Source organism: Rothia sp. LK2492, from assembly GCF_040946345.1.
Taxonomy (GTDB): domain Bacteria; phylum Actinomycetota; class Actinomycetes; order Actinomycetales; family Micrococcaceae; genus Rothia; species Rothia endophytica.
The window spans coordinates 21,249-44,831 of sequence record NZ_JAYWLX010000009.1; the positions used below are offsets into that span (position 1 = coordinate 21,249).

The 23,583-nt window shown below is 57.4% G+C and carries 24 protein-coding genes and 1 pseudogene; 16 read left to right on the plus strand and 9 right to left on the minus strand.

Annotated features, from left to right (window positions below; all coding sequences use genetic code 11):
• Positions 1-11: 11 nt before the first annotated feature.
• From VVR27_RS09610 to VVR27_RS09620, 3 genes are read left to right on the plus strand one after another with little or no spacing between them, the layout of a single operon-like run.
• The gene (locus VVR27_RS09610; RefSeq protein WP_368548139.1) at positions 12-488 is read left to right on the plus strand and encodes an NUDIX hydrolase; all 477 of its coding nucleotides are present in this window, start codon (positions 12-14) and stop codon (positions 486-488) included.
• 25 nt (positions 489-513) lie between these two features.
• The gene (locus VVR27_RS09615) at positions 514-1,650 is read left to right on the plus strand and encodes a glycine betaine ABC transporter substrate-binding protein (protein WP_368548140.1); all 1,137 of its coding nucleotides are present in this window, start codon (positions 514-516) and stop codon (positions 1,648-1,650) included.
• A 10-nt stretch (positions 1,651-1,660) separates the two neighbouring features.
• Positions 1,661-2,878, plus strand: a complete 1,218-nt coding sequence (locus VVR27_RS09620; RefSeq protein WP_368548141.1) for a pyridoxal phosphate-dependent aminotransferase — start codon at positions 1,661-1,663, stop codon at positions 2,876-2,878.
• 233 nt (positions 2,879-3,111) lie between these two features.
• On the opposite strand, the gene VVR27_RS09625 is transcribed toward VVR27_RS09620, so the two are convergent.
• Positions 3,112-3,351 carry an exodeoxyribonuclease VII small subunit gene (locus VVR27_RS09625; RefSeq protein ID WP_251379685.1) on the minus strand — a complete coding sequence of 80 codons (240 nt, stop codon included), beginning with the start codon at positions 3,349-3,351 and terminating at the stop codon, positions 3,112-3,114.
• A 27-nt stretch (positions 3,352-3,378) separates the two neighbouring features.
• Complete coding sequence (gene xseA, locus VVR27_RS09630) at positions 3,379-4,680, minus strand: exodeoxyribonuclease VII large subunit (protein WP_368548142.1); 1,302 nt, start codon at positions 4,678-4,680, stop codon at positions 3,379-3,381.
• A gap of 127 nt (positions 4,681-4,807) precedes the next feature.
• Here xseA and VVR27_RS09635 point away from each other — a divergent pair, with 127 nt between their 5' ends.
• Positions 4,808-6,022, plus strand: a complete 1,215-nt coding sequence (locus VVR27_RS09635; protein WP_368548143.1) for a hypothetical protein — start codon at positions 4,808-4,810, stop codon at positions 6,020-6,022.
• Positions 6,023-6,042: 20 nt separating this feature from the next.
• Positions 6,043-7,134, plus strand: a complete 1,092-nt coding sequence (locus VVR27_RS09640; protein ID WP_368548144.1) for a 4-hydroxy-3-methylbut-2-enyl diphosphate reductase — start codon at positions 6,043-6,045, stop codon at positions 7,132-7,134.
• Between the two features lie 54 nt (positions 7,135-7,188).
• On the opposite strand, the gene VVR27_RS09645 is transcribed toward VVR27_RS09640, so the two are convergent.
• Positions 7,189-8,556, minus strand: a complete 1,368-nt coding sequence (locus VVR27_RS09645; RefSeq protein ID WP_368548145.1) for a DNA recombination protein RmuC — start codon at positions 8,554-8,556, stop codon at positions 7,189-7,191.
• A gap of 106 nt (positions 8,557-8,662) precedes the next feature.
• Here VVR27_RS09645 and VVR27_RS09650 point away from each other — a divergent pair, with 106 nt between their 5' ends.
• Positions 8,663-8,989 (plus strand): multidrug efflux SMR transporter, encoded by a 327-nt coding sequence (locus VVR27_RS09650; protein WP_368548146.1) that lies wholly within the window; start codon positions 8,663-8,665, stop codon positions 8,987-8,989.
• A gap of 18 nt (positions 8,990-9,007) precedes the next feature.
• On the opposite strand, the gene VVR27_RS09655 is transcribed toward VVR27_RS09650, so the two are convergent.
• From VVR27_RS09655 to VVR27_RS09670, 4 genes are read right to left on the minus strand one after another with little or no spacing between them, the layout of a single operon-like run.
• On the minus strand, positions 9,008-9,619 hold the full coding sequence (locus VVR27_RS09655) for a response regulator transcription factor (protein ID WP_346872083.1): 612 nt from the start codon (positions 9,617-9,619) through the stop codon (positions 9,008-9,010).
• Positions 9,620-9,622: 3 nt separating this feature from the next.
• Positions 9,623-10,735 (minus strand): sensor histidine kinase, encoded by a 1,113-nt coding sequence (locus VVR27_RS09660; RefSeq protein ID WP_368548147.1) that lies wholly within the window; start codon positions 10,733-10,735, stop codon positions 9,623-9,625.
• A 45-nt stretch (positions 10,736-10,780) separates the two neighbouring features.
• On the minus strand, positions 10,781-11,545 hold the full coding sequence (locus VVR27_RS09665; protein WP_368548148.1) for an ABC transporter permease: 765 nt from the start codon (positions 11,543-11,545) through the stop codon (positions 10,781-10,783).
• Between the two features lie 2 nt (positions 11,546-11,547).
• Complete coding sequence (locus VVR27_RS09670) at positions 11,548-12,465, minus strand: ABC transporter ATP-binding protein (protein WP_368548149.1); 918 nt, start codon at positions 12,463-12,465, stop codon at positions 11,548-11,550.
• Positions 12,466-12,677: 212 nt separating this feature from the next.
• Between VVR27_RS09670 and ychF the strand changes: the two genes are divergently transcribed.
• The 3 genes and pseudogenes from ychF to VVR27_RS09685 form a co-directional block, all read left to right on the plus strand.
• Positions 12,678-13,781: a redox-regulated ATPase YchF gene (gene ychF, locus VVR27_RS09675; RefSeq protein WP_368548150.1), complete on the plus strand. Its 1,104-nt coding sequence runs from the start codon at positions 12,678-12,680 to the stop codon at positions 13,779-13,781.
• Between the two features lie 2 nt (positions 13,782-13,783).
• Positions 13,784-14,326 carry a hypothetical protein gene (locus tag VVR27_RS09680; protein WP_368548151.1) on the plus strand — a complete coding sequence of 181 codons (543 nt, stop codon included), beginning with the start codon at positions 13,784-13,786 and terminating at the stop codon, positions 14,324-14,326.
• A 104-nt stretch (positions 14,327-14,430) separates the two neighbouring features.
• Positions 14,431-14,682: pseudogene (locus VVR27_RS09685) on the plus strand (DUF933 domain-containing protein); the annotation flags it as partial.
• Between the two features lie 36 nt (positions 14,683-14,718).
• On the opposite strand, the gene VVR27_RS09690 reads toward VVR27_RS09685, so the two are convergent.
• Entirely contained in the window at positions 14,719-14,931 is a 213-nt protein-coding gene (locus VVR27_RS09690) for a VOC family protein (RefSeq protein ID WP_409349953.1), read from the minus strand.
• Between the two features lie 405 nt (positions 14,932-15,336).
• Between VVR27_RS09690 and VVR27_RS09695 the strand changes: the two genes are divergently transcribed.
• The 5 genes from VVR27_RS09695 (at position 15,337) to VVR27_RS09715 (ending at position 18,722) form a co-directional block, all read left to right on the plus strand.
• Complete coding sequence (locus tag VVR27_RS09695) at positions 15,337-15,588, plus strand: hypothetical protein (protein WP_175294436.1); 252 nt, start codon at positions 15,337-15,339, stop codon at positions 15,586-15,588.
• Positions 15,585-16,133 (plus strand): hypothetical protein, encoded by a 549-nt coding sequence (locus tag VVR27_RS09700; protein ID WP_217497266.1) that lies wholly within the window; start codon positions 15,585-15,587, stop codon positions 16,131-16,133. The genes VVR27_RS09695 and VVR27_RS09700 overlap by 4 nt, the downstream gene beginning before the upstream one ends.
• Positions 16,134-16,293: 160 nt before the next feature.
• Complete coding sequence (locus VVR27_RS09705; protein ID WP_237202174.1) at positions 16,294-17,121, plus strand: TIGR02391 family protein; 828 nt, start codon at positions 16,294-16,296, stop codon at positions 17,119-17,121.
• On the plus strand, positions 17,118-18,230 hold the full coding sequence (locus tag VVR27_RS09710; RefSeq protein ID WP_237202173.1) for a hypothetical protein: 1,113 nt from the start codon (positions 17,118-17,120) through the stop codon (positions 18,228-18,230). Before VVR27_RS09705 ends, VVR27_RS09710 begins: the two co-directional genes overlap by 4 nt.
• 54 nt (positions 18,231-18,284) lie before the next feature.
• On the plus strand, positions 18,285-18,722 hold the full coding sequence (locus VVR27_RS09715) for a hypothetical protein (RefSeq protein ID WP_368548153.1): 438 nt from the start codon (positions 18,285-18,287) through the stop codon (positions 18,720-18,722).
• Between the two features lie 100 nt (positions 18,723-18,822).
• On the opposite strand, the gene VVR27_RS09720 is transcribed toward VVR27_RS09715, so the two are convergent.
• Positions 18,823-20,439: a PucR family transcriptional regulator gene (locus VVR27_RS09720; RefSeq protein WP_368548154.1), complete on the minus strand. Its 1,617-nt coding sequence runs from the start codon at positions 20,437-20,439 to the stop codon at positions 18,823-18,825.
• A gap of 260 nt (positions 20,440-20,699) precedes the next feature.
• On the opposite strand from VVR27_RS09720, the gene VVR27_RS09725 reads away from it, so the two are divergent.
• Both VVR27_RS09725 and VVR27_RS09730 read left to right on the plus strand, forming a co-directional pair.
• Complete coding sequence (locus tag VVR27_RS09725; protein ID WP_368548155.1) at positions 20,700-22,190, plus strand: CoA-acylating methylmalonate-semialdehyde dehydrogenase; 1,491 nt, start codon at positions 20,700-20,702, stop codon at positions 22,188-22,190.
• Positions 22,191-22,224: 34 nt separating this feature from the next.
• Complete coding sequence (locus VVR27_RS09730) at positions 22,225-23,529, plus strand: aspartate aminotransferase family protein (protein WP_368548156.1); 1,305 nt, start codon at positions 22,225-22,227, stop codon at positions 23,527-23,529.
• The last annotated feature ends 54 nt before the right edge of the window (positions 23,530-23,583 follow it).

Genomic DNA, 23,583 nt, shown 5'->3' on the forward strand with positions numbered 1-23,583 from the left:
GAGCCAGCCCTATGCCACTTGTCATGGATACCAGACCTGCAGCCTATGCCGTGGTAATCCGCGATGGATGCCTACTTCTGTCCCGGTGGGTTCCTCACATTCCCGGTATGAAACCGGGCTGGACGCTGCCCGGTGGCGGCATGGAGCCGGGTGAACAACCTTCAGACACTGCCGTACGCGAGGTTTTTGAAGAAACTGGCTACATTATTGAACTGAAGCAACTGCTGGGAGTGCATGCTGGTTACTTCGAGCCGGAAAACGGTTCAACGCGGCCTTTTTGCGCCCTGCGCACCGTTTACCGAGCCGAGGTCATAGGGGGCGAGTTGACCTCCGAGGTGGGCGGCTCCACCGACCTAGCTGCCTGGGTGCCGCTCGGCGAACTCAATCAGCACTTCTGCTACAGCGCCGTAGAAGAAGCCGCAAAGATGATGGGCTTCGCGACCCTGGAATCGATGGCAGCCCACTACCGTGCAACTCACCAGCCTTAGAGACCTAGAGAAGAGAAGGCCACTCATGATAACCGCTTTATTCACTACTCACCGCCGCAGATCTCTAGCCACGACGCTGGCGCTCACCTGCCTCGCACTAACAAGTTGCGTTTCCAGCCCTTCCGAGCAAAGTGCTGAACATACTGCGACCCCCACCAGCGCCACCATCCGCATCGGGACCGGTATCACCCCAGAAACCCGCCACGCTGCCTACCTTTACGCAGCTGCTCTGGAGCAGGCTGGCTACAGTGTCGAAGTAACAGAAACAGGTGCAACCCGGGAAGAGCTCTTCGACTCCATGGGAATCGATACCAACTCACCTGCTACCGCCGACCCCAGTGCCACCGAACCAGCAGAGGACCGTATTCACATCGTCCCTGATCTCTCCGGTGACCTGCTGCTCTACCTCACAGATAACGGCAAAATCAGCCCCACCGAACTCGAAGAGAGCCGAGAAAGCGCCCGCATCGCCCCCAGCGGATCACCGACTAGCGCCAGCCCCCAACCAACTGAGACTCTGGCTGGGCCTACCCCCTCTACCTCACCCAGCCCCACTGCGCCGCCCCTCAACGTCCGGGGACTGAGCGGTAGCGATATCATCAGCTATGTGCAAAAATCACTGCCCGAAACGGTCGAGATGCTCGATTCATCGGTTGCCACCAACCGCTACGGTTACGCCATCACCTCAGCGACCGCCCAAAAATACGGCATCAGAAACATGGAGGATTTAGGAGAGCACTGCAAGGAGTTAGCCTTCACCGTGCAACCCACCTTCACCAGTAACCCCGCCGGCGCCGCGTCCTTAGACACCTACTACGGTTGCACACCCGGTAAAACCATAGAAAACGACGATCGAAGCTCACGCACCTGGCAACTCATCACTGCCCAAGCCCAGGTCGCCTACCTCTACAGCACCAACTCAGACATTAAACGCAACAACCTCACCCTGCTTGACGACCCCCAGGGCACCCAACTCGCCCAGAACATCATCCCCCTCACTCGAGCCGGCGAAATACCAGAAGAAGCCCAGAACATCGTCAACAGAGTCTCCGCTCAACTCGACACCCCCTCACTCGAGCGCCTCGAAACCCTCACCACCGGCGAAAACCCCATTTCAGAAACAGACGCCGCAAATTTCTGGCTCGAGAGCGTAAAGGAGTAATCTGGGGCATATGGAGTTCAAGCAATCAAAAAAACTGGCAAACGTTCTGTACGATATTCGCGGCCCTATCCTCGAAGAAGCCCAGCGCATGGAGGCACGCGGTCAACGCATTCTCAAACTCAATATCGGCAACCCAGCACCCTTCGGCTTTGAAGCTCCCGAAACTATCATGATGGACATCATCGAGCATCTGCCCGAAACCCAGGGCTACTCAGACTCCCGCGGGCTCTACTCAGCACGCACCGCCATCGTTCAGTACTACCAGAACGAAGGCATTATGAACATCACCACTGATGATATCTACCTGGGCAATGGTGTCTCCGAACTCATCCCCATGACTCTGCAGGCCATGCTGGATCACGGCGACGAGATCCTGGTGCCCTCACCGGACTACCCCCTGTGGACCGCTTCAACCCAGCTGGCAGGCGGCACCCCCGTGCACTACCACTGCGATGAAGAAAACAACTGGGCCCCGGACATCGAGGACATCACCTCCAAAATCACCTCTAAGACCCGCGGCATCGTTGTCATTAACCCCAATAACCCCACTGGCGCCGTCTACTCCCGCGAGACCCTGCAGCGCATCGTAGACCTGGCCAAAGAACACCAGCTGGTGATTTTCGCCGATGAAATCTACGAAAAAATCACCTATGATGGCGCTGAAATGGTGCACATTTCATCACTCGCCGGTGAGGACGTCCTCTGCCTCACCTTCTCAGGGCTTTCTAAGGCCTACCGCGTAGCAGGCTACCGCGCCGGCTGGGTCGCCATCTCTGGCCCCAAACTAGCCGCCGCCCCCTACATCGAAGGCATCAACCTCCTCGCCAATATGCGCCTCTGCGCCAACGTGCCCGCCCAACACGCCGTGCAAACAGCGCTCGGTGGCTACCAGTCCATCAATGACCTGATCCTGCCCGGCGGCCGCCTCAAGGAGCAGCGCGACCTTTCCTACAAGATGCTCAACGACATGGACGGCATCACCGTCAACCAGGCAGAAGGGGCTCTCTACCTCTTCCCCAAGATTGACACCGACAAGTTCAACATCACCAGTGACGAAAAGTTCATGCTTGATCTACTGCGCGAACAAAAAATTCTGCTCTCCCACGGCACCGCCTTCAACTGGGACAAGCCGGATCACTTCCGCCTGGTCTTCCTTCCCGACACCCGCACCCTCAAGGACGCGCTGGAACGTCTAGGCAACTTCCTCAGCGACTATAAGCAGCAGTAAGGGAAGCGCAACAGGCGAAGGAGGGGTAGCAGGCAGGCACCTTCTCGCTGACTGACCCTCTTGCAAGGAGGAGAGGAAACGGCTCGCAAGCTCGCAATTCCTCTCCTCTTTGCAATTCATGCCAGACCCAAAGCCTGTCAGCTGCGAAGGTGCCCGCCAACGCGAGCATGGCTATCTGTGTTCTTTGGCGGCTCATTCCACAGAACTTCTTTCCAGTTCTGCACCCGATAGGTCTACTGGGCGGCGTCCTTGCGAGCAGCATCCAATTTTGCCTGGGCGCCGTCCAGCCAAGCCTCGCAACGTTGCGCCAGCTTCTCCCCGCGTTCCCACAGGGCGATGCTCTCTTCCAGGTTGGTGGCGCCAGATTCCATACGGCTCACCGTCTGCAATAGTTCTTCGCGTGCCTGCTCGTAGGTCAGCTGATCTACGGGGGTCGCGTTGAGGCTGGTGGTGAATTCGATATCTTTGCTCATCATCTTCTTCTCTCGTTCTGGGAAATATTAGTGGTGGTTAGGGTGAATGTGGGTGATAGTGGCATCCAGGGATCCGGTTGCCGCGCGCACCTTTACGGTATCGCCGGGGGAAAGCAAAGTAGCGTCCCGCACTAATTGCCCGGTTTCGGTCTGCATGAGCACATACCCTCGCTCTAAAGTTTGCTGAGGTGAAAGAGCGGTGACGCGAGCGCGCAGCTGGGCTACCTCATCGCGGGAACGCACCACCCGCTGGCTTACCGCAGCCCGGGCGCGGGTACGCAGCCTTTCTAAGTCTTCAGCTCTTGCCAGCAGGGCAGAAGCAGGGTCAACCAATACCGGGCGGCTGCGGAGCTGGGCTAACCCAAAGCGCTCACGTTCCACCCACTGGGTGACTGACCGCTCTAACTGGGCGCGGATTTGGGTGAACATCAGACGCTCCTCAGCAACATCGGGCACGATGCGTTTGCCAGCGTCCGTTGGGGTAGACGCACGCAGGTCAGCTACATGGTCCATGAGCGGTGAGTCAGCCTCGTGCCCGATCGCTGAGACCACTGGGGTCTGCGCCGCAGCAACAGCCCGTACCATAGCCTCTTCAGAGAAGGGCAAAAGATCTTCGAAAGAGCCTCCGCCGCGAGCAATCACAATGATATCGACCTGCGGGAGGGCATCGAGTTCAGCCAGGGCAGCGGTAACCTGAGAGACCGCATTGACCCCCTGCACCGCAACCTCACGAATCTCAAACTGGACGGCGGGCCAGCGCAGACTGGTGTTGCGCACAACATCCTTGAGAGCGTCCGAATCTCTACCCGTAATCAAACCGATACGGTGGGGGAGCAGCGGCAGAGGCTTTTTACGGCGGGCATCGAAGAGCCCTTCAGCTTGGAGCTTGGCACGCAACTGCTCTATGCGTTCCAGCATGGACCCAACACCTACCGGCTTGATGTTGGAACCCTGCATTGACAGCCGCCCGGTTTTTACCCAGTAGTCGGGTTTGAGCTGCAGCACCACCCGGGAGCCGCGATCAATGTGGCCGGCAACCTTAGCCATCTCAGAACCCCACACGGTGACCGAGACCGAAACTTCCTGATCAACATCGCGCAAGGTTACATAAGAAACCCGCCCGCGGTTGTTAAGCTCAATGACTTGCCCCTCCACCCAGGTGGGCACGCAGCGGGCGATATAGTCGTGCATTTTGTTGGACAGCAGATGCAGCGGCCAGGGGTTTTCAGGGCTAGTCTGCCCGGCCGTGGGGGCCAACTGCCTCGGTTGCTGGGGCTGTTCCTGCAAAGCCTGAAGCTGCGCTAGGGTGGGTTCAGCAAAATCATTCATGCTTCTATTTCTAGCACCCCTCGCTGACATTTTAGGTGCCCTTAGAGCCTGCCGGGGTAAAAAGTGCTGGTAAGCTCACGTCGGTACCCTGAGGTAAAACCCAGCTGAAGACGCTAGTATGCTCAGCATGGGCACAGAGAACCGGGGCGCAGACCCCACGCAGAAACTCCCCGATTACGGGGACGGGAGCTGGACGAACCCCCAGATTGCCGCCGATAATAGGCGCTACCTCGCGGATCAAGAAGCGCAGCAAGCAGCGCTCTACCCTGTACCGTCCTATCAGCCGCCGCAGCCTCACCCTTATCAGCACAATCAGCCTGCACCCGGTGGCAGTTACCGGCAGCCCGCCTACCAGCCGGCCCAGCGACGCTCCTTTCCAGCGTCCTACCGCGCTCTGCCTGCCCGCAAGCCGGCGCTAAATCTGACCCGGCGCTTTATCTGCATTCTGCTCATGCCCCTGGCACTGCTGACAGGGCTCACCTCAGCCCTGGCCTACTGGGCTGATACCACGCTCGTAGACACCCAAAACTTCATCGAACTGACCAGTTCCCTGGCCACTGACCCCGATTTTCAGCAGGCGCTGGGAACCTCAGTGACCGACGATATTATGAGCTCCGACGCCATCGCCACCTATCTGGGCGACGGCAATAGCACCACCTGGTACGGGGACGTGCAGAATTGGCTCTTCGATCGCACCCACACCATCGTCAGCGATGCAACGACCGGGGCAATCACCTCAGAGAACTTTCAAACCCTCTGGCTAGAAGTCATCAGTGACACTCACGCCTATAACTTCTCAGGTGAAAGCCGCCCAGCGGTGCTTGATCTTTCAGCAATTTATGATCAGGCTGATGATGCAGTGAATAATTCGCTGGGGTTCACCCTCGATACCAGCACCCTACCCGGACGCACCGTTCCCCTAGATAACGGACAGGGCAGCTACCCCATCAATAGTGCTATCAACACCCTCATCAGGTTTTCTGATTCGTGGCAGCTCCTGCTCGCAGCAGCTGCGGTGATAGCGGCACTCAGCTTTTTGCTCTGGCCCGGTAACCGCTTTTCACACCTGGCTTTTGCCAGTCTCTCGGCCGCAGCGCTGCTCTGGCTGGCAGGTCTTGTGGGTGGCGGGCTTTCCCTCACCTCAGGCATTAGCCTGCCGGCCAGCCCCACCGCAGTACTCTTCCTGCAAAGCATCGCTGAAAAACTCACGGCGTCCTACGCAGACCTGCATTACCGCCTGGCCGGATACGCCCTCATCGCGACCCTAGCCCTTACCCTGATGGCTATTCTCTCAGCGATACTGCGCGCCACTGCGAGAGCCACCACAGCACACACCCGCTAAGACCACGTAGGATAGAGAGCATGTCCACAGCAGAGAAGACCATTGAACTCGGCCTGCCCACCGTGCCCCGTATGCGCAAGCCCCGCGAAGTAATTGAAGCCGCCGCACCTACCGGCACCAAAAAAGTACTGCTGGCAGCCCCCCGCGGCTACTGCGCCGGTGTTGACCGTGCCGTCATCGCCGTCGAAAAAGCCCTGGACCACTACGGTGCCCCGGTCTATGTGCGCAAGCAAATTGTGCACAACCGCCACGTGGTAGAGACCCTCGAAGCTCAGGGGGCTATCTTTGTGGATGAGGTAGATGAAGTTCCCGAAGGCTCGGTCACCGTCTTCTCAGCCCACGGCGTCTCACCGGCTGTTATCGCCGAGTCAGAAGACCGCCAGCTCAACACCATCGATGCCACCTGCCCGCTGGTCTCCAAGGTGCACCGTGAGGCCGTGCGCTTTGCCAAGCAGGACTATGACATCCTTCTTATCGGTCACGAAGGCCACGAAGAGGTTGAGGGCACCGCGGGTGAGGCCCCCGATCACGTTCAGATCGTCAACTCACCGGATGAAGTGGACAAGGTAACCGTACGCGACCCCGAAAAGATCGTCTGGATTTCACAGACCACCCTGTCCGTGGACGAAACCCTGGAGACCGTTGCGCGTCTCAAGGAACGTTTCCCCACCCTGCAGGATCCGCCCAGCGACGACATCTGCTACGCAACTTCTAACCGCCAGGGCGCCATCAAAGAAATCGCACCACAGGCTGAGCTGGTCATTGTAGTTGGTTCAACCAACTCATCGAACTCGGTACGTCTTATGGAGGTTGCCCTAGAATACGGCGCTAAAGCCTCTTACCTGGTGGATTACGCCAATGAGGTTGATGAAACCTGGTTTGAGGGCGTCACCACCGTGGGTGTTACCTCCGGTGCATCAGTCCCCGAGGTTCTGGTGCAGGACGTGCTGCGCCTACTGGCTGACTACGGCTATGAGGACGTGGAATCTATCGAGACCGCTAAGGAAGACATCCTCTTCTCCCTGCCCAAGGAACTGCGCTCAGCTCTTAAGAACGACACTGGCGCCCCCGCCATGCGCCTGGGCGGACGCGGCGAAAAGCCCAACCGCTAAAGTCTGAGCATCAAAAGTGACCCTTCAACCGTGAATAGTTGAAGGGTCATTTTTTTATCGGCTCCAGTCGGCATCTTCATTCGGTTCTGGCTCTTGTACCGTCAGAAAGTCATCCAGCCAGGAGTCATAGGATTCAGGAGCAGGTGTATCGAGGCCAGGTGTGCTGGGGTCATGCCCTGTGTTGTCCGCTGTGGTCTCAGATGCGGGATGGTCAGAGCGAGAGCCGCTATCTGCTGTTGTACCCGTCTCAGAGGCCGTACCTAAAAACTCTGGGGAGGTCAGCGGCTTGACCGCTGATTCGTTGGGGGAGGGGAAGAGGCTCTCCTGTACCGGAGCCTTGTTAAGCTCTGCAATCTTACGGGCTGTCACGAAGACCCTGGTTTCTAGGGAACCCACTAGACCGTTGTAGGAATCCACGGCGCGGGTCAGCGAGCGCCCCATAGCCCCCAGATGAGAACCGGCGGTGCCCAGCCGCTCATAGAGCTGCTGAGAGAGCACGAAGAGCTCCCGGGCATTATCGGTGAGGGATTCCTGGCGCCACGAGAAGGCAATAGCCTTGAGAGCTGCCAGCAAGGAAACCGGCGCCACCAGGGCAATATTTTTAGTTGCGGCATAGTCCAGCAGCTGCCCATCGTGGGCTAGCGCCGCAGCCAGGGCAGACTCGGCAGGAATAAAGCAGAGCACCAGCTCAGGTGTAGCGTCGAAAGCAGCCCAGTACTGTTTGGAGGCCAACGCATCTACGTGGGCGCGTACCGCTTTGGCGTGCCGGTCCAGGTCAGCCTTTTGGGCAGGGCCCTCAGACTCCTGAGCGTCCAGGTAGGCACCCAGCGGCGCCTTGGCATCCAGAATGATGGTCTTGCCGCCGGGTAAGTTGATGACCATATCGGGGCGGACGCCACGCACCGCCCCGTGGGCATCTTCAAAACTGGCGCTGGTTTGCTCACTGTAGGTGACGTGAGGTGCCATGCCGGCAGCCTCGACCACGCGTTTGAGTTGGGCTTCACCCCAGGTGCCCCGAGCACTGGTAGATCTCAGGGCGGTCGAGAGCGTCCCGGTTAGATCCCGTAGCTGGGCCTGAGTTCTGTTGGACTCCGCAATTGCCTGAGCCAGCCCCCCATACTGGTGAGCGCGCTCTGACTCCATGGTGCGCACTGACCGTTCCATGGTGGCCAGCTGGGTTTTGAGCGGGGCAAGCGCTAGCAGAACATCGGCATCAGCCTCAGCCTTGGTTTCCAGGCTCTGCACTCGGGCGTTCAGGTGCTTTTCGGCTTGCAAGGACGCTGCTAGATCAGCGGTCAGCTGGGCATTCTTTTCCTTCAGAGCATCCGCGCTGCCCGAGCCCGCGCGTCCCCAGAGAAACCCTGCAAGGGCACCGAGCACCAGGGCAAGAAGAACTGCAAGAAGAACCGTTGATGTAGCCATGCCTCAACTTTACTCTGCACCACCTATGGCGGCTCTCTGAATCTAGTAGCGCTGCACCTCAAACGTGGTCACCTGTACGTAACCAATCAGCCTTACACTGGTGACTATGGCCTATATTTTCCTGTCGATCGCCATTGCTTCTGAGATTGCGGCGACCTCTTTGCTCAAGTTCACTGAGGGGTTCACCCGTCTCTGGGCCACCCTAGGCTGCCTGGCGATGTACGGTGTTGCTTTCTTTATGCTTTCGCTAGCGGTACGGAATATCCCGGTGGGCGTGGCTTATGCTCTCTGGAGCGGGTTGGGCACAGCGGCCATCGTGGCGGTTGGGGCTGTCTTCCTGGGCGAACCCATCACCCTGGTTAAGGTTCTGGGCATCTCGCTGATCGTGGCTGGAGTGCTGGTGCTTAATTTGGGTGGGGCCTCTGCCCACTAGGGCTAAGCCCTCACCTGTTTAGAGCCAGCCGTTTTCTTCAGCCCGATGGGCTGCATCGTAGCGGTTTTCGGCGTTCAGCTTGGCTATGGAACTGGAAAGATGGTTGCGCACTGTGCCTTGGGATAGATGCAGTTGTGCCGCCAGAGTCACGATTGACGCGCCGTCCTTGGCTGCCTGTAGAACCTGCTTCTCGCGGTCGGTGAGCGGGCTGGGGCCTACCGCGAAGCTCTCGGCTGCTAGCTGCGGGTCAACGACCCGCAGCCCCGCATGAATCTTGCGGATGCCTTCTGCCAGCTGGCTCGCCGGGGTATCTTTAACCACGAAACCGCTGGCACCCGCTTCAAGCGCCCTTGCCAGGTAGCCCGGCCTGCCAAAGGTGGTAACGATGAGGCTACGGCAGGGAAAACGCTGCTCCTTCAGCTGCTGAGCTACACTGATACCGTCCATGCCCGGCATATCGATATCGAGCAAGACGACGTCCGGCTGGGTTTGGCGGGCCAGGTCTAGCACTTGGTCCCCGCGTCCGCAGGAGCCTGCCACCTCAATATCTGCCTGCAGGGAAAGCAGGGCCCCTAGGGCGTCCCGGACCAGTTGCTGGTCATCGGCTAGCAGAATCTTGATGGGGCTCACGCGTCAGGCTCCTAGAGGGGAAGTATCTCCGTTCATCGTAACAAGCAGACGGGTAGCACCCCCGGTTTCAAACAGCAGGTCACCACCAGAATCTTTGACCCTTTGCTCCAGGCCAGTTAAGCCGTTACCCTTAACCAGCCCATGACCCTGGGGCGTATCACCGTCATCTAGAATTTCTAACCGGTCGGCTTCAACCTTGACCCAGCAGTTTTCTGCCCCTGAGTGGCGAATGACGTTGGTGACCCCTTCACGCAGAGCCCAGCTAAACAGCACCGAGTTGGTGCCGGGCACCTGGGCCTCCTGTTCGCGGGGCAGGTGAGCCTTAACTCCTGCCGTTTCAAGGGCACGAGCTGATGCGAGAATCTCACCAGCGAAGGTGGGCATTTTCAAGCGGGTGACGGTTGCCCGCACCTCGGCCAGGGCTGTGCGGGACAGCTCTGAGACTTCCTGGATTTCTCGCTGCGCTCTGGCGGGGTCAGCTTCTACCAGTGCCGAAGCTAACTCTGCTTTGAGGTTAATAACTGTCAATGAGCGGCCCAAGATGTCGTGCACATCGCTGGCGATACGCTCGGTTTGCTCGGTGCGCTGCTGCTGCTCACGGCGCTGGACGCGGGCATCCCCGCCGGCTGAGAGCGCCGCCGTGACGAGTACGAAGAAAGCGCCGGTAATAAACCCGTACCCGCCTTGCTGGAAGATGTGTGGGTAGTCGACCACCATGACAAGAGTGGATAAGACGGTGACGAGGGTGCCGACGGTGAGCCCGATGCGCGGCGGGGTTTGAAAGGCCCACATGGCAACAAAGTAGGTGAAGAAATAGAGCCACCAGGGCCCCAATGCGTAGGTGAGCGCCGCAGTCGGGATGAGCAGGAGCAGGCTCCATTGCAGCGTCCGGTGCCAGGTTTTCTTGCCCGGTAAAACCCAGGGGGCGCCGTAAGAGGCCAGGTAGATCAGGGCAAAAATAACCACAGCAACTAGGCCCAGCGTTTTTTCTGTGTTGCTCAGTTGGTTGTTAGTCAGCAACTTTTGGATTGGAAAGAGCAGAAATACTAGCCAAATTCCGGCGAACCCGGCGGCCAGCCAGTCAAAGTGCCGCAGTATGGTGGGTTGTGTGCTCATAATATCTACTTCCTGCTTGCTGCGGTGAGCCTCAAACTTGCTGGCCTAGCGGGCGAGTGACCGCTTGCGCAGTAGTATGCTGGCTCCGATAAAGATTATGCCCCAGGCCGCCACATTGATCAGTGCATAGTGCAGCGGTTCGGTCACCATCCACTGAACTGTGTCGGTGGTGATGGTGTCCCCGGCGGTAAAGGGGTAGCGGGCTAGCTGGGTGACGCCGTACATGGGGGTGAAGCGGGCGTAGTCTATCAGTGATAGCGGCAGGGGGCTAAAGGTGGTGCCAAAGAACGCGAGGAATACGACCAACCCACTAGCTACTGATACAGCGCGGGCTGACTTCACCAGGCGTGCCACCGCTATACCGTAGAAGACAAAGATAGATGAGGCCGCAATGGCTATTAGGGCGCTGAGCATCTGCTGAGCGGGCGGAATTTCTGCGGTGGTAAACAGCGCAATGATATTGACGGCGATAACCGGCAGGGCAGTGGTGACGAGAGCGTTGAGCACCTTGCTAGCCAGCAGAGCACTGCGGCTCATGGGGGTCAGTGCCAGCTGGCGGCCCCAACCGGACTCTATTTCGATAACCGCCGTGCCTGATGAGGACACCGCACCGGTGACAGCCCCGTAGACTGCCATGCCGATCATGACGTAGGCGGTAGCGTTGCCATCTCGGAAGGGGGCTGAACCGTAGTCCTGCATCACCCCAAAGAGCAGGTAGAACCCGGCAGGCATGATGATCAGGTAGAAGAGGGTGGAAATATTGAAGAGGGAGTGCTTGAGGTCGTAGAAGAGAAAGCTGAGGCTCTGCATGGTTAGATCTTTTCTCCGGTGGTGTGGGTGGTGAGCTGGGTGAAGGCTTCAGCAAGGCTGGGTGCAATGATTTCCAGATTGGTGACGCTGTGGTTCTGCAGCAGGTGCAGGGTGAAAGCCTCGGCGTTGTGGCAGTGCAGGGAGTGCGTCGTTTGGTTGACCGTGTGGTTGCTGACTCCCCAGTCACGGGCTTGTTCTTGGGGGAGATGCAGGGTTGGGGCGTCCAGGGTGAAGCTGATAGCGCGGGTGCCAGCGTGATCCCGAATGGTCTGCGGGGTGCCGTCCATAATGAGCTGCCCGCCTGCCAGCACCACGATGCGCTGGGCGAACTCTTGGGCTTCTTCAAGGTAGTGGGTGGCAAAGAGAATGGTTTTGCCAGCCGTAGCCTGAACCCGCATGGACTCCCAGAATTGTTCGCGGGCGTTAACGTCCATGCCGGCTGTTGGCTCGTCGAGGAAGAGCAGGTCAGGGTTGCCCAGCAGAGCGATGGCGAACTTGACCTTCTGCTGCTGGCCGCCGGAGCACTTGCTGATTTTTCTGCGAGCAATGTGGCTGATACCAGCTGCTTCTAGCGCGGCATCTACATCGGGACGGCTGGGGTAGGTGGCTGCAACCATGGCAACCTGGTCGCGGACTGAGAGGTCGGTGAGTAGGCCACCTGTTTGCAGGACGGCGCTTACCCGGCCGTCTGCAACAGCCTGACTAGGGGAGGAGCCCCACAGCTTGACCGTACCGCTGGTGGGCTCGGTCAGCCCCAGCAGCATGTCGAGGAGGGTGCTCTTACCCGCCCCGTTCTCGCCCAGCAGGGCAACAATCTCACCGGTTTGCACCGAGAAACTGACATCTTTGACGGCCTCCACCGTGGCGGTGCGGGTGCGGAAGGTCTTGTTCACGCTGAGGATTTCAATTGCTGTGTTCATATCTCAAGTTTCCCGCCTGATAAGGCCCTTGGCTCAGGCTAAATGTCACGACCTGCCCCTGACATTTGTCACGGTCTCCGCCCGAGTTAAACCAGCGCGGGCTCTAAAGTACAAGCAAACTCACCCGCGACCGTCCTGCTAAAGGGACAGGCAAACCGCCATGCCTAGTAAACTGGGCACTAAGAACACCCCAAACAAAGGTTTATTTTTCCGTGGCTCTAACAATTGGCATCGTGGGTCTACCCAACGTCGGCAAGTCGACCCTCTTCAACGCACTGACCAAGAACAACATTCTGGCAGCCAACTACCCCTTCGCTACCATCGAGCCCAACGTGGGCGTCGTCAGCCTGCCCGATGAGCGCCTGGCTCGCCTGGCGGAGATTTTTGGCTCCGAGCGCATCCTGCCCGCAACCGTCTCCTTCGTTGATATCGCGGGTATCGTGCGCGGTGCATCCGAGGGTGAAGGCCTGGGCAATCAGTTCCTGGCAAACATTCGCGAGGCTCACGCTATCGCCCAGGTAGTGCGTGCTTTCGATGACCCGGACGTCATTCACGTGGACGGCAAGGTTGACCCCGCTTCTGACATGGAAACCATTAACACCGAGCTGGTGCTGGCTGACCTGCAGACCCTGGAAAACGCTATTCCCCGCCTGGAGAAGGCAGTGAAAATCAAGAAGGGCGATGCTACCCAGCTTGAGGAATACAAGAAGGCTCAGGCTGTCTTGGAGCAGGGTGACACTCTGATTTCCAAAGCAGAAGAGGCGAAAATCGATATGGCTCTGCTCAAGGAGCTGAACCTGCTGACCGCCAAGCCCTTCATCTTTGTTTTCAACGCGGACGATGGGGTGCTGGCTTCTGAAGAGAAGCAGCAGGCTCTGCGCGACATGGTTGCACCTGCTGAGGCTGTGTTCCTGGATGCCAAGCTTGAGGCTGACATGGTGGAGCTGGACGAAGAAGAAGCACGCGAAATGCTGGAAATGAGCGGTCAGGACGAGTCTGGTCTGGACAAGCTGGCTCGTGTGGGCTTCTCCACCCTGGGTCTGCAGACCTACCTGACCGCCGGCCCTAAGGAAACCCGCGCTTGGACTATCTCTAAGGGCGACACTGCGCCCCAGGCTGCCGGTGTTATCCACACTGACTTCGAGCGTGGCTTTATTAAGGCAGAAGTAGTTTCCTTCGACGACCTGGACGCCACCGGCTCCATGGCTGAGGCGAAGGCTAAGGGCAAGGTACGCATCGAAGGTAAGGATTACGTCATGCAGGATGGCGACGTGGTCGAGTTCCGCAGCGGTCTCGCCTCTGGCAAGAAGAAGTAGACGTGTTCACCGATTTCGTTCGCGACCACGCCTTCACCATCGCATGGTTCGGTCTGATGGCGTTCGTCTGGTTCGGCTGGGGTCAGGAGGACCCGCCGCCGGCGTGGCGACCATGGCTCGGCGCCGGATCGGTGATGGGCCTCCTGCTGGCAGGATTGTTCGGTTACGGGGTGTTCGCCCGGTGGGGTGAAGGCAGTGCGCTGGAGGGGAGGTACCCGTGGTTCGGGCTGGTCGTCGGCCTGGAGGTGCTGCTGGCGGGGGTCGGCTGCCTGTTCCTGAACCGCAGGGGTAAGGGCCGCTGGATGGCCTGGTGGGTGGCTCTCGTCGTGGCTCTGCACTTCGTGCCCCTGGCATTCTTCCTCGATGACCTGTCCTTGGCTGGCCTGGGGATTATTGAGGCGGCTGGGCTCGCTGCGCTGGTTCCTCGGGTTGGGGGCGAGGCCGACTCCAGCCGTCTGGTGGGGCCCTGGATGGGCATTACCTTGCTGGTCTTCGCCGGTGTCTCTGCCCTGCTGTTCGTGGTTCGGACGGGTACCCCTTGGTGACGCGCAGCCGCACCTGGGCGACCACTGGGTCCTGAGCGCGTCGACCCCAGCGACCCCCGGAACGGCTGAATCACGTTCTTGCCTGCCTGGATTCGCTTATCTGTTTGGACAAGCTGGCTCGTGTGGGCTTCTCCACCCTGGGTCTGCAGACCTACCTGACCGCCGGCCCCAGGGAAACCCGCGCTTGGACTATCTCTAAGGGCGACACTGCGCCCCAGGCTGCCGGTGTTATCCACACTGACTTCGAGCGCGGCTTCGTCAAGGCTGAGGTGAAGGCCAAGGCCAAGGTCCGCATCGAAGGTAAGGACTACGTCATGCAGGACGGCGATGTGGTAGTGTTCCGCTTTAATGTGTGAGGTGAGCAGCCTACAAACAGGGTCGTCGCTTCGTCGTCAGCGCATGAATCCGCTCCACCCCGAGGCATCGATGACGCAGAAGCGGTTACCCTCCGTATCCTCCATGATCACGTAACCTGCATCGGCGGTCCTGCCATCCCAAGGCACCTCACATGCACCGAGACGGGACAGACGTGCGATCTCCGCAGTTTGATCCGCGGCATAGAGGTCGAGATGTATGCGCGGCGGGAGAATCCGCTCGCTCGGCATCACGTCGAGCGATACGTTGGGCCCGGAGCACGGTCGGTCTATGGAAGCCGAGGTCCGCGATATTCCCACGAATGCCGCGCGACGGCCACATATCGGGATAGGGCTGCTGACAGGGACGCGCCGGTCGCGTGACCAGATTATGAGCCTCGTATCCGCGGAAGACTCGAGTGAAACTGCTCCCCGGTCCTTAGCGAGCAACGCGGTGCTGTGTTGGCTCCTGGACTTGTTCTGCTGACCTACTTTTTACACCTGACTGAGCGTGCTTATGCAGTCGAGGGCTATTCGGTTTCAGAAGCCGGTGGAGTTCCACTTCAACGTAGAAGCTGGCTTGAGGGCCACACTCTCGGCGTAATAGGCCGTCAACTAGTCGTTGACAATCTATGCGGGTCAACCTATGGTTGACACATGTCAGAGATCAAGAAAAATCCGCCCTCTTACTCGTGGGGCATCGCGCTCCTGTTCCTCCCGAGCGTCATCGGGCTCCTCCTGGTGTTCGATCTTCTTCCTGGTGTGTGGTGGCTGCAGGTCGCGGTGGTCGTCATCATCGTCGGATGTGTCGGCGTGGGTTCGTACCTCGCATGGTGGGGGAAGCGCCCCCGGGTGGCCCGCGGCGAATGGACACCTTCGGAGACCCTCCCGGAAGACGAGCCACGGTGAACAACGTCTCCGAGAGGCTGCAAGATGTCATGGCGGCACTTGTTCCGGTGTCGGAGCCCCGGGAGCCGGAGGATTTCATCGCCGCGATTGCGGTGGCTCACGCGATCGAGGAGCAGTCACGCGAACTCCTCCAGTCGAGCGTGCTCGCCGCACGCGAGTCGGGAGCGACGTGGGTCGATATTGGCAAGTCTCTGGGGATCTCCAAGCAGGCTGCGCAAAAGCGGTTCGCCGCCCCAGTGAAGCTTTCGGCGCGAAGCCTTGATCCGGGTGAGCGCCTGATCGGGCCCGTGGGCATCTTTGATGCGATTGACGAGCTCAATCTCGCCGGGCGATACGGCTGGCATAGTGTCGGATTCGGCGTGGCGCACCACCATGTCGTGCACTCGGACAAGCAGTGGGAGCATCGTCTGGTTCTCGGAACACGGAAGGCCTCGGCACTGATGGATGACGGATGGGTGGTAGTGGGCCGCTCGTTCCCCTACGTCCTCCTCAAGCGCGATACCGGTGTGTCGGCGGTGACGGAGCCGACTCTGAACAGCGGCTGAGTGCGCCGATCTGTCCGCCCCGGAACATCAAGCCAGACGATATTCAGCTACGGAATGCGGTAGTGTTCCGTTTCAACGTTTAAAGTCTAGAGATAAGAAGTGGGAAGTCAGCGGATGTCTCGCGGGGTCTTACTCATCAACCTGTGGGTGGTGAGATAGTGTGGCGCAGTTAGAGCCCATGTGGTCTTATCCGTTACTAAAGGCTATCGCCGAAGTTCTTGCCGACACCTCCGACGGGTTGACTGGTCGCGAGATTGGCGATTTACTCGTTTACTTGAGGATGGAGGACCCGAATCCAACTGCGACCAAGTGTGACCGTCTAACCGAAGCTTTCGTTGCTCGTCAGAAAAAGGACCTAAGCTCGAAACGCATAATTACTTTTATCGTCACGGCAATGGAGCCGGTACGGTATCGCAGGCAGCCGGAGCTCTTCACTCTTCGACAAGATAGGCTCAACGAACACCTTGCATTTGTCGGGATGCGAGTCAATGATGAGGGCAGGGTCGCTAAGGGTCCAATTGCCCAGACGTTAGATGAGGCATCTCGCATCGCATCATCGATTCGCGATGAACTTCACCGCCGTAAATGCCATTCTGAGGTACTCCGATACTGTTCGCTAGAGGTGCTAAAGAAGTCGCACTTCCATGCCTGTTTTGAGGCAACCAAGAGCATCTTTGATCGAATCCGGGACCTAAGCGGTGCTTCGGGCGACGGAGCTGCGCTTGTCGATACTGCTTTGGCGCTCGGCCAGTCGGGTATACCGATGCTCGCAATCAACTTTCTGCGGACGCAAACTGATAAGGATGAACAGACCGGGTTCGCTAATCTCATAAAAGGCTTGAACGGCCTTTACCGGAATCCGATGGCGCATGACCCGAGGATAAACCGCAGGATTACTGATGAGGAGTTGCTCGAAGTATTGACAATGGTCTCGATGATCCATCGAAGACTCGATTGCGTGTCGAGGTCCAGCGGAGGTTCGTCGTGAAAGATGAAAACGACTGCGAGGTCGAGCCTGATGACGGCGACGTATCAAAATCCGAGGGAGTAACTCGGGAGCCTGCAGAGCTGGCCACGAGCGACCAGAAGAAACAAACTGTCGGCTTCCAGATACCAGCGGAGTTCTCACGGTCTCTACAAACAAGTATGGGCAATAGCCTTTCTAGTGCCCTCGTGCCCCTGCAGGATCAAATCCAATCGACGATACCCGACTACAGTGCCATGATCTACGAGGTTCTTGCGCCGATCAATGAGCCTTTTCGGGAGCAGATTGCGCCAATTATCGCTAGTATCCCTACTTTCCCGATGCCGCTGTTTGACTTGCCAGCGCTACATACCCCGGTTATCAGCCCCGTAACTCAGGAGATACTCAAGCGAATCTCCGAGCATCAGACAGGCATATTGGAAGGGCTGAGGAGGTCTCTAGGGTCACTCTTCGACTCGCAGGCATCCCACGGCCTGAACCGTGCCCTTCTGCCTCCCAACCTCAAAGAACATGTGGGCGAGATTCATGTGAACCAGGTCCGCGAGCTCGTCGAGAAGGAAGGTATCCCTCTCTATCTCGTGCCTCGTGGACGGACGGCTCTTCGACTGTTGCGAGCGAAGGACAGCGCAGGGCGACGCCAGGTGCTCGGTGAATGTTACGAGTCAATTATCGAGGACTGTGCTGTGGTGTTGGAAGGGGCAGACCACCAGGTGGTCGGCGATGAGCTTACCTTTGCCCTCGACGGACTCGGCGCGATGCGGGCTGGGCATTTTCGTTCTGCTCAGGCTATGTTCACGGTTACGCTGGACACGCTTATCTACCGTTATTACCCCGACAGGGAAATACGTAGCGCCATCACGAATCGTAAGAGAGGCGATGATATCCCAGGTGAAATCGATAATATGAGGGTACACGAAGCGTTCGTGTGGCTACCGATTTGGAACGCGCACGAGGCGTTCTGGAAGGACAAAGGTGACAAGGTGCCGCACTACTACTCGCGCCACGCCAGTGTCCATGCTGTCTCCCCTCGCCAATTCAACAAGCGTAACTGCATCCAGGTTCTCATGCTGATAACGAGCCTCATCGGTTATATCGACCAGGTGAACGCATAAGTCAGATAGGGCTACTCCTCCCAGATAAAGCCAAACTCTGCAGACCTAGTCCTCATGACCGGCAATGTCGCCATGCACATTCTCGGGCAAGCTTGGAAGCAAACACTGAGCGATATTGCCCAAGGCCTCAACCTCGGGGGAGTGCTCGCCTTTGAAACCCGCAACCCAGAGGCCAGAGCCTGGGAAAAGTGGAACAAGACCGGTAGGAAACGCATGACCTCTGCCGGTGTGCTTCATGAAACGACGACCGTGAGTGAGCCGGATAGTAATGGCATAGTAACCATGGTGGAGGTCAATAGATGTGAAGATACGGGTGATATTTTAGAGCTTGAATCTCACCTGCAATTCCGCTCGCTTGAAGTGATCAGGCAAGACCTAGAGAATGCGGGTCTCTATATCGATAAGGTATATAGCTCTTGGAGTCGGGATGAGTTTGTGGGCGGCGCAAACCAACCTCTCATGATTGTGCTTGCCCGGAGTGCAGCCAGCTAGGTTAGTCTGCTCGAGAACCCCCTTCACGATGGGCGCCGTTGGTTCCACCGGCGCAGAACTAATACACACCCCATGGAACGATCCCCGCCCAAAACTGTTGCTAGGCTCCGTAGTAGCTGCGCACCGCAAGACTCAGCCCAAAGAAATCCTCGCCCTTGTTGAGATCAACCGCTAAAAGCCTCTCAATGGTCGCTATCCGGGAATAGAGGGCTGTGCGTGAAAGGTGAAGCTCCTGGGCCGCTGCTGACCGGGACGTCGGGTGTTCGAGCAGGGTACTCAGCGTCACCATAAGATCAGAATCGTTGCGAGCATCGTGCAGCAGCACAGGCTGCAGGGTGGTTTCGCCAAACTCCTGCACCCTCACGTCCTGATGTAAGTAGTTCACTAGACCATCGAACTGGTTTCGGTCAGCCCGTCGCAAAGCAACCCCGGTCTCAGGAATCTGAGCGTTCAGAGCGCTCATTCTGTGCAGGGCAGAACTTAAGTCAATGGGCCCCCTAGGGCCGGTAGCCACCAGAAATTCGATAGCTGTTCCAAGCCCTGCCAGAGCTTGCCTCGCAACTTCTGCCAGCTCAGCAGCCTCCCACTTTTGGGAGTTTGCTGAAATAATGCAAACCACTCGGTGACTATTATTTTCGTGGTGAGCTACCATCACTTCAACATCGGGACTAATCGATAACAGGACGTCACGAACGGATGTTAGCGATAGTCGTTCGGCGGATCGAAGCTCAGAAGCTAACAGGGCCCGCCCATCGGTATGAAAACCGTTGGATTCCAACACAACCTTTTGGCCCTCGACGGTTGTAAAGCGGTTTTTCAGCACCCGTTTTAGCCCCATACGTTCCCGTAAGTCAGTCCACGCATGAGGGTTCGAAGCGCCCAGCCTTTCGATGGTGAGCGCCATTGCCGCGTGCCTCATCGTGTGCAAGGTTAAGGTATCGTCCAAAACTGCACCCCGCACAAACAACCTGCCCCAGTGAATACCCTGCCCTTGAATATCTATAAAACTCCAGCTCACCTCAGAATTTTCAGGGTCTTGAACGGTAACAGGGTTAGCAATCAGACCGGCTGCGCTGTGATCAGATGCCCAGCGTCGTGATTTACCCTCCCACCCTTGCAACAACTGCGAGGGCAACTCATGGCCCTCAGCGTATAGAATGACGCGGTGGGCCAGGTCCTCAAGGACCACTGGCAGTGCAAGCTCACGGGACGTATGTAGAATCAGTTGCTCGGCCTGAGCCCTGTTATACATGAGACTCCAGAAGGACTCATTAATACGTTGTAGCTGTTCAACCTGCTGAAACTGGCGCGAAAGAACCGCAGAGTGCACTGCCTCGGTGACCTCTAAGAAACGAACCTCACCCGCGGTAACAATCAGAGGTAACTCCCGCTCTGCACAATGCTCAAGAATGTCTTGCGGTAATTCATCAAGTACAACACCTATTTCGATAAGCAGGGCGGCCGCTCCTGCGTCCACCCATTTATCAATGGTTCTGTAGCGTTCTGGAGCGGTTTTTCCTAGGCTAGCTCCGGTGGTGAGCAAAAGTTCACCGCCGTCGATCAGTTCACCCCCGCGAGGGGTGTCAACCACGTGGACCCACCGTATTGGCTGATCGAGATGGCTTGCTTCGCTTAATAGTCTGGTACCCGCAGCTACTAGTACCGGCAGAGCCAGTATGTCTTTGAGAGTGATTGCTTCAGCTGAGCTGAGGGTCATAGGCTGCGTCCTTAGGTATCCGAGCGTTTACATCATGGGGGAACTAGTTCAGTTATCAAAAAAGGTGTACATGTTGAAATTTTATGTATGCAACCTCTGAAGGACGCGCATGACTCGGCATAGTCAGCGTTGACAGTTTGTTTAATTTCGGGGCGAAAACTGAACAACTTAGCTCTAGTTGCGGTACAGGTGAAATGAAACGATGGAAACTAGCCCCACTGGCTAACCGTCAACTGAACCAGATACCCAAGGAAAAAGGTATGACCACGCTCACCAGAATTCCTCACATCATCGGAGGCAAAGAAGCTTCCGGCAGCGACCGTTTTGGCCCCGTTTTCAATCCCGCAACGGGCGAGCAAACTGGCGAAGTCGCGCTCGCCGATGCCAGCACTGTAGAAAGAGCGGTGTCCACCGCCGAAGCAGCCCTCCCCGGATGGAGGGCTACAGGGCTAGCCAAGCGTACAGCTATTTTCTTCAAGCTCCGTGAAATCATAACTTCGCGTCAGGAAGAATTGGCAGAAGTAATTTCTTTGGAGCACGGTAAGGTACCTTCGGACGCAGCGGGTGAAATCGCGCGCGGGCTTGAGAACGTCGAATTTTGTGCGGGCCTCTTGCACCACATGAAGGGCGAGTTCTTAGAGCAGGCGGCAAGCGGTATTAACGTGCATCAAACACGCCAGCCGGTTGGAGTGGTTGCCTGTATTACCCCCTTTAATTTCCCTGCAATGGTGCCTCTGTGGATGGTAACCGCTGCAATTGCTGCTGGTAACACCGTGATTTTGAAACCGTCAGAACGCGACCCTTCATCTGCTAACTGGATTGTTAAGGCTTTCCACGAGGCCGGTCTGCCTGATGGGGTGCTCAATGTAGTGCACGGCGACAAGGACACTGTTGAAGCTATTATCGATGCCCCCGCAGTTAAGGCTGTTAGCTTCGTTGGATCAACCCCTATTGCTCAATCGATCTACCAACGTGCCACGTCCCAGGGAAAGCGCTGCCAGGCGCTGGGCGGCGCTAAAAACCATATGGTGGTTATGCCTGATGCTGATCTTGATGCGGCAGCGGACGCCGCTATCTCGGCTGGGTTTGGCTCAGCAGGGGAGCGCTGTATGGCAATTTCTGTGGTCGTTCCTGTGGGTGATATCGCTGATGAGCTGGTGCAGAAAATCCAGGATCGCATGGGCGAACTAAAGGTTGGGCCAGGCACCAACCCTGAGAATGAGATGGGCCCTGTGATTACCGCCCAAGCCAAGGAACGTATCGAAGGGCTCATCGCTGGAGCTAATGATTCGGGTGCCACGGTGCTGGTTGATGGCCGTGAGGCTGACCTACCGGCGGAGGGCTACTTTGTTGGGCCTACCCTCATAGATCATGTGAAGCCGGGGATGCCGGTTTATGATGAAGAAATTTTTGGCCCTGTGCTGGTCGTTTCGCGTGCCGATTCGTTTGAAGAGGCGGTCAGTCTGATCAACTCTAACCGGTACGCTAACGGTACCGCTGTCTTCACTCGTGATGGCCGTACCGCCAGAGAGTTTGAGTTCAACATCGAGGTTGGCATGGTGGGCATTAACGTCCCCATCCCTGTACCTATCGGGGCCTTCTCCTTTGGTGGGTGGAAGGACTCCTTGTTTGGTGACACCCACATTTACGGCCCAGAAGCTTTCAATTTCTATACCCGCCGTAAGGTCGTCACGCAGAGGTGGCCGCTGGCGAGTGAGTCCCAAATTAATCTGGGCTTCCCAACCAACTAACTTTGCTCATTAGCACAGATAAGGAGTAACACTTATGGACGGCAACGTCTTTCACTCTTGGTCAGCTCAGGACCTCATTGACCCTGTCAACGTGGTTTCTGGTCAGGGCTCTACCTTCACCGATGACCAGGGCCGAGACTACCTTGATTTTTCATCCCAACTGGTTAATCTAGCTCTAGGGCATGGCAACCAGCGGTTGATTCAATCAATCAAAGATCAGGCAGATCGACTGGTGACCATCCAGCCTTCCTTCAAAAATGACACCCGTAGTCAACTTGCTCAAGAGCTAGTGGAGCGGGCGGGGGAGAGCTTCGGTTCAGTATTTTTCACCAATGGTGGAGCAGAAGCTAACGAGAACGCCGTGCGCATGGCGCGGGGCTACACTGGGCGGCGAAAGGTTATGTCAGCCTACCGCTCCTATCATGGAGCGACCTCTACCGCGATTTCTTTGACAGGCGATCCGCGACGTTGGGCAAATGAACCTTCGGATTCCTCGGTGGTGCATTTCTTTGGTCCCTACACTTACCGTTCAGCTTTCTGGTCCGAGGATGAGGGGCAGGAATGTGAGCGTGCTTTGGCTCATCTGGAGCAGCAGATTATCCTTGAGGGATCTCAGACCATTGCAGCCATTATCTTGGAAACCGTGGTAGGCACCAATGGAATTCTGGTACCACCTGAGGGTTACCTGCCAGGGGTTCGCGCGCTGTGTGACAAGTACGGCATCGTCTATATTGCCGATGAGGTCATGGCAGGTTTCGGGCGCACAGGCACTCTTTTTGCGGTTGAAAACTTTGGGGTTGTGCCTGATCTGATCACCTTCGCTAAGGGAGTGAACTCTGGTTACGTTCCTCTGGGTGGGGTCATTATCTCCAAGGCAATTCAGAAGACCTGGTCTACGACAGCTTACCCAGGTGGGCTGACCTATTCAGGTCATCCTTTGGCTTGTGCTCCAGGTTTAGAGACTCTCAAAATTTTTGATGAGGACAAGATCCTTGATCGGGTGCGTGACCTGGGCGAGAGGGTGGTGCGTCCCCGGCTCGAGGCGATGAAAGAGAAATACAACATTGTAGGTGAGGTTCGTGGGCTGGGGCTCTTCTGGGCTATCGAACTGGTCAAAGATAGGGAAACGAGGGAACCTCTCGTGCCCTTCAATGCCTCTGGTGCCGATGCTGCTCCGATGAATGATTTTGCGGGTTACTGCAAGCAGAACGGCGTGTGGCCCTTCGTGCACTTTAACAGGGTGCACGTTGCTCCACCGCTGGTGATTTCGGAGGAGGAACTGGTGCGGGGCTTGGATGTTTATGACGCCGCTCTTGCCGAACTCGACGAGAAAAACTAATACCTTAGCAAAGGAATAAAGCCCCATTCTCATCTATAGAGTATTGAATATCTA